The sequence below is a fragment of the Frankia sp. CeTa3Moorea genome, assembly GCF_978021225.1.
This window is the reverse complement of the sequence record NZ_CDXDOR010000108.1, coordinates 1-7,627: the sequence shown is the minus strand read 5'-3', so window position 1 is coordinate 7,627 and position 7,627 is coordinate 1. Positions and strand designations below refer to the sequence as shown.

Here is a 7,627-nt window from a genome sequence, read left to right as displayed (position 1 = left end):
GGATCCGCTCCGCCCGGCCGGCCCACGCTGCCTCGCCGCCCGCCGCGGCGAGGCGCCGCAGACCATCCCGCAGATCGGCAGCCGGGACAGGATCGCCCGCCGCGGCCGCCCGGACCAGACCCGCCAGCCAGCCGTCCGCCGCATCCGCCCCGCGCCGTCGCCGCATCCCCGCACCGTAGACCTCGGCCCGAACAGGCCCCCGAACAGGCCCACGGATGGATATCTCGCTCTCCGATGATCAAGGGTGTCGTATTGCATCCGTCGATCCGCCAGGTCACTGTCAGGACGGCACCAGCCGTCACCAACCCCCCGACGGCACATATGGAGCATGCGCACCGCGCACGCTCCCAGGAGCCCCCAACCGGCGCGCCGGACGCCCCAGCAGCGACCCACGCGGACGGCGTGTCGCCCTGCCCGGAGAGGCTCCAAAAGGGGCTCCTTTAGCCCCTCCAAAAGGGGCTCCGGCTCTATCCGGAGGGGATGCCAGCACACGCTGGCGCCGACCAGGCGGGCCGCAGACCCCTCCGGCCGTTACCCAGACTCACCGGGTAGATGCGGTGTTTCCGGCAAGAGGGGGGCGCCGGCGGCCTATCTGTCCGGGTGCCAGCACGGATCCCAGTCGGGATGATCAGCCCAGAACAATGCGACACGGTGGTGGTAGCCGGTCATCTACTGGCGGAGTCGTCCTGCGCCGGGCGCAAGTCGGTACGGGCACCCCGTCCGGGCCGAGATGCAAGCCACTGCTCGACGGTGGAGCGGCGCCAGCGGGGACGGTCGGCGACAGGGAGTTCGTCCGGTTCGGGCATCTGCTTCATGCGGCGCATCGCGCGCAGGCTGGAGACCTTGATGGTGTGCCCGCGGCTGGCCATGAGGGCCTGGACGTCGGCGTAGCTGAGCAGGTCGTCGGGGCTGTCCACGCGGGACATACTAGCGTCCCGCTAGTTGTGTGGCTGTTGACCGTCCCTCGCCTATCTCCCCATACACCTTCTATCTCATCGCTAGTAGGTTCCTCCGTATCAGCATATGACGACTCACGGGGGAGACAACATGATCCACGATCTGATCGTCCGCCAGATCCGCGAGCGTGCCGCCCACGCCGCCCGCCGGCTGCTCGTCGCCGGCGCGCACCACGTCCTGGCCGCCGTCGCCCCGGCCGCGCCCGTGGTCGAGCCGAAGCAGGCCCGGCCGACGACGCCGCTGTACGCGCTCACGGAGCTGCCGCCGCTGGCCGAGATCGAGGCCGCCGGCGACGTCCACCAGGCCGGCGCCGAGGCCCGCCGCGCGGGGAACCGCGGGGTGGACCGGTCACGGAAGCTGCTCGACCGGCTGCCCGACGGCACCTACGGCCGCGTGACCATCAAGCGGACCCCGTCGGCCCGCGAGTCCGCCGACCTCGACCAGATCGCCCGGGACTACGCCCGGTACGGCCTCGGCCCGGTGCCGATGAAGCCGCACGCCCCGACGCTCACGGTCACCGTCACCCCGGCCGCCGTCGCGGCCGCCCCGGTCGAGCTGGTGGCCGCCTGATGAACGAACAGACGCACCCCGGCCGCCCAGACCCGGCCGACGACGACGGGCCGGGCCCCGCCACCCACGTCGGCCACGTCGACCTGGAGGGCATCCCCCACGGCCTGCACGACCTCGGCATCTGGGAAGGCGCGACCGTCGGCGAGATCATCGATGTCCTGCAGCGCCTCCCGCGGGGCCTGGTGAGCACGGGGCAGATCAGCGGCGGTGCGGCGACGCATCTCGGGTTCGTCGCCCCCGAGGATCTCGACGCGGTCCTCGCGGCCTTCAACAAGCCCGGCCACGAGTACATCCACGAGGCGGTCGGTGCCTACCGGGCCCGCCGCACCGAACGTGAGGCGGACGGCCGGCAGCTGTAGACGCCACCCTGGCGCCCCCGGCCTGGACGGGTACGGGGGCGCGCGGTGCTGTCCGAGGAAAGGCCACCGAATGCCCAGCAGGATGCGCCGTTTCCTCCCCGGCGTGAACGCCGGGGTATCCACGGCGAGATCCCGGTGACCCGTCGAAGCTGGTGTGCCTCACCCACCCGACGGCCACGTTCCACCCGGACGGCCACCGGTTCGTCACCGCGGACGGCATCCCCGGCCGCTGCCCCGTCCACCATCCGCAGGCCCGGGTCAAGGAGCCGGCGTGACCGGCCTCGGCGACCAGGCCGCCAGCGACGACGCCGGCATCCCCGCATCGTGGACCGGTCTCAGGCACCGGTCCAGGACGCCAGTGCGGGCACGGCTACCTCGCAAGCTGGGGTCACGGCGGAGACGGGTGGCCGCGTAGTGGGTCAGGCCTCAGTCCTTCACGGTGTACGTGCGCCCGTTGCTACTTGCAGTAACTTTCGCGACGCCGCGAAGGTTACCCTCGGTTCCGCCGCTCACCGCGGGCGTTCGGAGCGATCTTGTCGGCGGCGACAAGATCGCGATCCGGGTCGCCTCCGGCGTTCGCGCTCACCGTTACCGACCTGTGACATCTTCCGGGCGCCCGGAAGATCGCGTTCCGGGTCTCCGCCGGAGTTCTCGCATGCTGCCCGCGCACGATCGACCGCGACGGCGAATCGCTCGTACTTCGGGTCCCCGACCGGTCCTCGACCGGCCGGGCCGTGCGCAGCAGGCCACGAGGCCTGGCGGAGCGTGTCGAACAGGCTTTACGCGGCCGGGTCCTCCGCCTCGCCGCGGCCGTCAGCCCGAAGCCGCACTTCGAGGTGCATCCGGATGGCGCTGTACCGACGGTCCCCCTCCGGGGACGACACCCTGATCACATCCATGACCTCGGCGAGCAAGGTCGCCGCGCGGACACACTGTTCCTCGCTGCCTTCGAGCCGAATCTTCATGCTGCCCATCCTCCGTGCGTGGTGTGCCGGCCCGGCAGCCCGGGCTCGCTGGCCCGTCCCGAACGGGAAACGCCCGGGGCCGAATCGCCGCAGAGCCATCCAGATCGGCGCCGGGCCGGCTACAGCCGGTCTCCCAACCTGAGACGCCGGTGCGCCTCCCGGGCACGCTCGTCCGCGACCGAGGCCCCATGACAATGTCAACGGTTCATCGGACCGCCCCACCGGCAACGCCGAGTCGACTGCGCATCGATGTTGACCTTGTCGGCTCCGGCAAGGTCAACGTCTCGGATCGACCACCCGTGATCACTTTCGCGGCGCCGCGGGAGTGATCACAGGCGGGTACGGCTACCCGCCGAGGAACGCCGACAAGGCGTACGTCCCGTGCCGGTCGAGGTTGCCGCGGGCCCGGTCGTAGCCCCTCGTCGTCCGCGGGTCGGCATGCCGGGCGAAGTCCTGGGCGTCCCGCAGCGAAGCTCCGGAGTCGAGCAGGAGCGTCACCGCGGTCGCGCGCAGCGAATGCGGGGACAGCCGGGTCTGCGGCAGGCCGGCACGGCACCCGAGCTGGCGGACCTTGCGCCACACCGCGGCCCGGTCGAGCCGGCGACCGGTCGCCGTGGCGAACAGCGGCCCGGTGGTGCGGCCGGCAAGGTAGGTGTCGAGGGCATGCCCGGTCGCCGGAGCGAGCACGATGACCGCGGCCTTCGCGCCCTTCCCCACCATGCGGATGATCCGGTGGCCGCGTTCGACGTCCAGGTCGGCCACGTCCAGGCCGATCGCCTCGGACACCCGCAGACCGTTGCGCAGCAACAGGCCCATCATCGCCTCGGTGCGCGGCCCGTCCGCGGCGGCGGCGGCGAGGAACGCCCGCGCCTCGTCGCGGCTCATACCGGGGGCCTGGTGGCGGTCGGTGGTTTTCGGCCGGCGGACCCGGGCGGCCGGCGAGGTGGCGATGACCCCCTCGTCGACGGCGTAGCCGTAGATGCTCGCGACGGAGGACAGTTTCCGGGCGATCGTCGTGGACGCCTGCCCGGCGGCCTCCAGGTCGCGGGCCCACCGGTCGAGGTGCTGGCGGCGGGCGGCCAGCGGATGCACCCCCCACCGCTCACACGCCGCGGTCCACTCGGCGACCCCGCGGCCGTAGGCCTCCCGGGTCCGCTCGGAGAAGCCGGAGTCGAGCCAGAGGGCGACGAGACCGGGCCACGGGTCGGCCGCGGCCTGGACGGGAACGAGCGAGGCCACCGGGTCGAGGATCTCGACGTCGACGGCCCCGGTGGACGGCGGAACGGGCTCAAGGATCATGAACCGGACCATACAACAGAATGCCTGTTCTGTTGTCTCCGGGGGTGACCGTGGCGCCCCGCACTGCCCCGTGGCGCCCCTATGCCGCCGGTGGCAGATTCGCCGGGCGGCGGCACGAGCCGAGGTACCGCTCGACGTCGGCGGCCGACACGAACACCCGCCTGCCGATGTACCAGGTCGGGATCCGCCGCTCCTCGACGAGCCGGCGGGCGTGCCGCTCGCTGATCGCCGGCCAGCGGGCCGGGATCTCCGTCCTCGGCACCAGATCCTGCGGGACCGGCGCAACGTCGGCCATGTCACCTCCAGTTGTCGGGGCCGGCTACTTGCCTCGGCCGAGCTTCCGCTCAGGCCGCCTCGGTCGGGTTTTGGCCGGCGAGAACGCCGCCCAGGTCGCCGCGGGCCAACGCCGCCGAAATCTGGTCGGGGGTGGCGCCGTCCAGGTCGGCCCGTGTCCACCGCACTCCCGGTGCGACGGCCATCGGGATCTTGCCGCCGAGCTGCCCGTCGAGTTCACCCGCCTCAAATGCGCGGGCGATCTCCTCCGCCGATGCGGTATCCAACCAGCTGGCCGGCCGCTGCTCGACCGGCCGCGTAGCCCGCCGGCCGTCGGTCAAGACTGCTCCCCGAGATCAGCAGCCATGATCTTCCGGATGTGGGAGGCCGGGTCTTCGGCGAATCTCCGATTGGCGTGGGGGCCGACCTCGGTTGGGGCGAGGTTCGTGCCCGCCGGGGCGCGGCGGGACACCAGGTGCAGCATGGCCCCCAGCAGGGCACCGGGGGTGAGGTAGCCGATCCGGCGCCGGTCCACCGAGACGTCTACGGAGCTGTATCCCGAAGGTGACCGGCCGAGACCGGCGTCACGGGCGGCACAGTCATGGGTCTCGGGCACGTTGAGCCGGGCCAGCTCGGTCCGCCACTGCTGGTGCAGAGCCTGCCGGGCGGTGACCTCGTCGACCAGTGCGGCCGTGGCCCGCACCGCGGCATCAAGGAGGCCGACGATGGTGTCGGCGTCCTCGGCGTGGGCAACGATCTCGGCGCGGAGCGTCTGAAGCTCGCCGAGACGGGCCACGTTCGCTTCCGCGTCGAGGCGGGCATGCGTCCGCTCGGCGCGGGCATCGAGGAGGCGGGCGAGCAACCCGCGGCGCTGCTCCGCGGTGTCCGTGTCAGGTGCGCTGTCGAGGCCGGCGAGGGCGGCGAGGATCTCCGAGTCGGGGTCAGTCGGGGTCGTGCTCGTGGGTGTCACAAGGCTCCGTGAGGATCAGCCAGACCCCTCCGGCGGTCTGCCGGGCGGGGAGCGCCCCGGAGCGGGCCAGCCGGCGGACATGACGGGCGCTGTACCCCGTCCGCCTGGCGTACTCCACGGTGCTGATCCCTACGGTCCCGGGTCGCGTCTCGGCATGTCCGACATCGGACATGGGCTTCGACGGGTGCCCGGGAGAACCAGCCCGGTCAAGGGCGTCGAGTAGGGCGGCCAGGCCCGGTGATGGGACGAGCCCCCCGTCACGCCCGCCGCGGGCGGCCAGGCCCTCGGCGAGCAGGGCACGGACCGGGCCAGCGAGCATCGTCGGGACCACGACCCCGCCACCGAGCGCATCTACCGCCCGGGTGCGTCGCTGGAGTGCCTCGGTCAGGATGACGGCCGGTGCCCAGCCGGATGGTGGTTCGTCGCCGAGCTGACCGCGGAGCCGGTCCAACCCGTCGAGGTCGGCCTGGGCCAGCGCGGCGGCGAAGGCGGACACCGGCCGGGCCGGGAGGCGGCGTAGATGCCGATCGAGGGCGCCGAACGCCCGCGGGTCCACGACACCCCATAGCCGCCAGCGGACCGCCGTCATGGCCTGCTCGTAGCGGGCAACACGGCGTGCTATCCCGTCGAGGTCGATGCCGAGCGCCCCGACGTCCAAGTCGCCGGTGTCAGTCATCCGTGCCCCGGCGCCGCTCGGCCTCCATCATGATCCCGGCCACCACATCCTCGAGCCAGGTTTCTGCGGCGTCCGGATCGTCTTCGGACCACTCGTCCAAGATCGTCGCCGTGAACCGGGCGAGGGTCATGATCATGGCGGCCACCTGGAGACCGGACTCCTCGGATGCGAGGCCGCACTGCTCACCAAGATCCCGAACGATCGCGAAGAACGTACGTTCGAGGTCGGCCGGGGGCAGATGGCGAGCGCACGAGCGAGGTCACCCAACATCGACCGGGCCTGAGCCGCGCCGTCCTCGGCCGGGATCCCGGAGAGCCGGGCAATCGACGCGGACAGGGAGGAGATCCCGGAGCATAGATCGCGGACAGCGGCCGGTGTGACCTGGGCGAGGCGTGTTTCGACCGCGTTGCCCTCTTTGTCCGGGTATACGGCGTCGAAGGGTCCGGAGAGCCGGCGGACCAGCGCGGCTGCCTCGGCGAGCATGCCCGTGACCAGCTCGGCGCGCTGCGCCGCAGCGTCGACCACCTTCGCTTCTGTCGCCGCTTTGGTAGCCGTGCGGTCGAAAGACAACCCCAAATCCTTCGCGATCTTGCTCACGGTGGAAGCGGACCGGCCGATCTCCCGGGCGATTGCGTTCCGGCTCAGCCCCCGGCCGTGGAGCTCCCGCACCGCGTCGGCATCCTCGGGGCCGACTACCCGCAGCGTGGTCACGCCGACCTCCCGGACATCGCGGCAAGCCAGGCATCGACCGCGCTGAGCTGCGTCGTGCCGTTGTCGACGCCTTCCAGGCGGGCGACCACAGACGACAGCCGGTCCGCCGCGGTGGCGAGCGCCTGGACGTCGCGCGCGGGCAGCACCGACACCGGGGTCTCAACGGTCTCGCCATCGTGGGCCTGGCCATGCGCGACCGGCGAGCGGCTACCGAGCCGGGACAGGGTCTCGCCCAGGCGCCGGTAGGTCGCCGTGAGAATCTCCGCCCGGCGCGCAGCGGCGTCCACGACGGCGGCGTGGGTCGCCTGGGCGGTCTTCGTGCGGTCGAACTCCAGCCCGAGCTCCGCCGCGATCTTGCTCACGGTGGAAGGCGACCGCCCCAACCGTTCGGCGATCTTGTTGCGGGACAGGCCTTGCCCATGAAGCTGCCGGACCTGCTCATGGTCAGCAGACGCGACCGGCCGCAGATAGGCACGCCCCAGTCGGTCGCTACTCTCCGTACTCATCGTCGGGGTATGACTCCTCTCACCTCGGCACATCAACACTAACCGCCCATCTGACGGTCACAGGCCGTGGCATCTGTGGCCTCGCGCGTGCGCGCGAGCGACCGGACGCAGCCGGCGGTCGATCGGCCCGGTCCGGTGGGAGTCGAAGCCGCTGACGGTGGTGAACGTGAGGTGGCAGCCCGAGCAGTGGGCGACCGCGCCGGCGCTGATCGGCCAGCGGGCCGGGCAGCCGCCGCATCCCGCAGACAGGCCGTTGCGCGCCGAGGGGTCAGCGATAGACGGCCGAACGGGGAGGGGTGTGGGGGTCAGGGTGGGTGTGGCGATCATCGGGTTTCCTGGTG

Annotated in this window: 13 protein-coding genes; 2 read left to right on the top strand and 11 right to left on the bottom strand. The window is 72.1% G+C overall.

Annotation, left to right across the window (positions count from 1 at the left end):
- Positions 1-665: 665 nt before the first annotated feature.
- Positions 666-917 carry a helix-turn-helix transcriptional regulator gene (locus AC08OV_RS17270; protein ID WP_476619951.1) on the bottom strand — a complete coding sequence of 84 codons (252 nt, stop codon included), beginning with the start codon at positions 915-917 and terminating at the stop codon, positions 666-668.
- Between the two features lie 130 nt (positions 918-1,047).
- Between AC08OV_RS17270 and AC08OV_RS17265 the strand changes: the two genes are divergently transcribed.
- The gene (locus tag AC08OV_RS17265; RefSeq protein WP_476619950.1) at positions 1,048-1,527 is read left to right on the top strand and encodes a hypothetical protein; all 480 of its coding nucleotides are present in this window, start codon (positions 1,048-1,050) and stop codon (positions 1,525-1,527) included.
- Positions 1,527-1,886 carry a hypothetical protein gene (locus AC08OV_RS17260; RefSeq protein WP_476619949.1) on the top strand — a complete coding sequence of 120 codons (360 nt, stop codon included), beginning with the start codon at positions 1,527-1,529 and terminating at the stop codon, positions 1,884-1,886. The genes AC08OV_RS17265 and AC08OV_RS17260 overlap by 1 nt, the downstream gene beginning before the upstream one ends.
- 779 nt (positions 1,887-2,665) lie before the next feature.
- Here the strand turns inward: AC08OV_RS17260 and AC08OV_RS17255 are convergent.
- The 10 genes from AC08OV_RS17255 to AC08OV_RS17210 form a co-directional block, all read right to left on the bottom strand.
- Entirely contained in the window at positions 2,666-2,851 is a 186-nt protein-coding gene (locus AC08OV_RS17255) for a hypothetical protein (protein ID WP_476616170.1), read from the bottom strand.
- Between the two features lie 345 nt (positions 2,852-3,196).
- Positions 3,197-4,150 carry a tyrosine-type recombinase/integrase gene (locus AC08OV_RS17250; protein WP_476616169.1) on the bottom strand — a complete coding sequence of 318 codons (954 nt, stop codon included), beginning with the start codon at positions 4,148-4,150 and terminating at the stop codon, positions 3,197-3,199.
- Between the two features lie 79 nt (positions 4,151-4,229).
- Positions 4,230-4,445 (bottom strand): hypothetical protein, encoded by a 216-nt coding sequence (locus tag AC08OV_RS17245; protein WP_476619948.1) that lies wholly within the window; start codon positions 4,443-4,445, stop codon positions 4,230-4,232.
- A gap of 49 nt (positions 4,446-4,494) precedes the next feature.
- Positions 4,495-4,764 (bottom strand): hypothetical protein, encoded by a 270-nt coding sequence (locus AC08OV_RS17240; protein WP_476619947.1) that lies wholly within the window; start codon positions 4,762-4,764, stop codon positions 4,495-4,497.
- Positions 4,761-5,393: a hypothetical protein gene (locus AC08OV_RS17235; protein ID WP_476619946.1), complete on the bottom strand. Its 633-nt coding sequence runs from the start codon at positions 5,391-5,393 to the stop codon at positions 4,761-4,763. Before AC08OV_RS17235 ends, AC08OV_RS17240 begins: the two co-directional genes overlap by 4 nt.
- Positions 5,365-6,069 (bottom strand): hypothetical protein, encoded by a 705-nt coding sequence (locus AC08OV_RS17230; protein WP_476619945.1) that lies wholly within the window; start codon positions 6,067-6,069, stop codon positions 5,365-5,367. Before AC08OV_RS17230 ends, AC08OV_RS17235 begins: the two co-directional genes overlap by 29 nt.
- Positions 6,062-6,214 carry a hypothetical protein gene (locus AC08OV_RS17225; RefSeq protein ID WP_476619944.1) on the bottom strand — a complete coding sequence of 51 codons (153 nt, stop codon included), beginning with the start codon at positions 6,212-6,214 and terminating at the stop codon, positions 6,062-6,064. The genes AC08OV_RS17230 and AC08OV_RS17225 overlap by 8 nt, the downstream gene beginning before the upstream one ends.
- Positions 6,202-6,780 (bottom strand): hypothetical protein, encoded by a 579-nt coding sequence (locus AC08OV_RS17220; protein WP_476619943.1) that lies wholly within the window; start codon positions 6,778-6,780, stop codon positions 6,202-6,204. Before AC08OV_RS17220 ends, AC08OV_RS17225 begins: the two co-directional genes overlap by 13 nt.
- Positions 6,777-7,286: a helix-turn-helix domain-containing protein gene (locus AC08OV_RS17215; protein ID WP_476619942.1), complete on the bottom strand. Its 510-nt coding sequence runs from the start codon at positions 7,284-7,286 to the stop codon at positions 6,777-6,779. Before AC08OV_RS17215 ends, AC08OV_RS17220 begins: the two co-directional genes overlap by 4 nt.
- A 57-nt stretch (positions 7,287-7,343) precedes the next feature.
- Positions 7,344-7,627: FDXHR family putative zinc-binding protein (locus AC08OV_RS17210; protein WP_476619941.1), on the bottom strand; the 284-nt coding region annotated here is incomplete at its 5' end.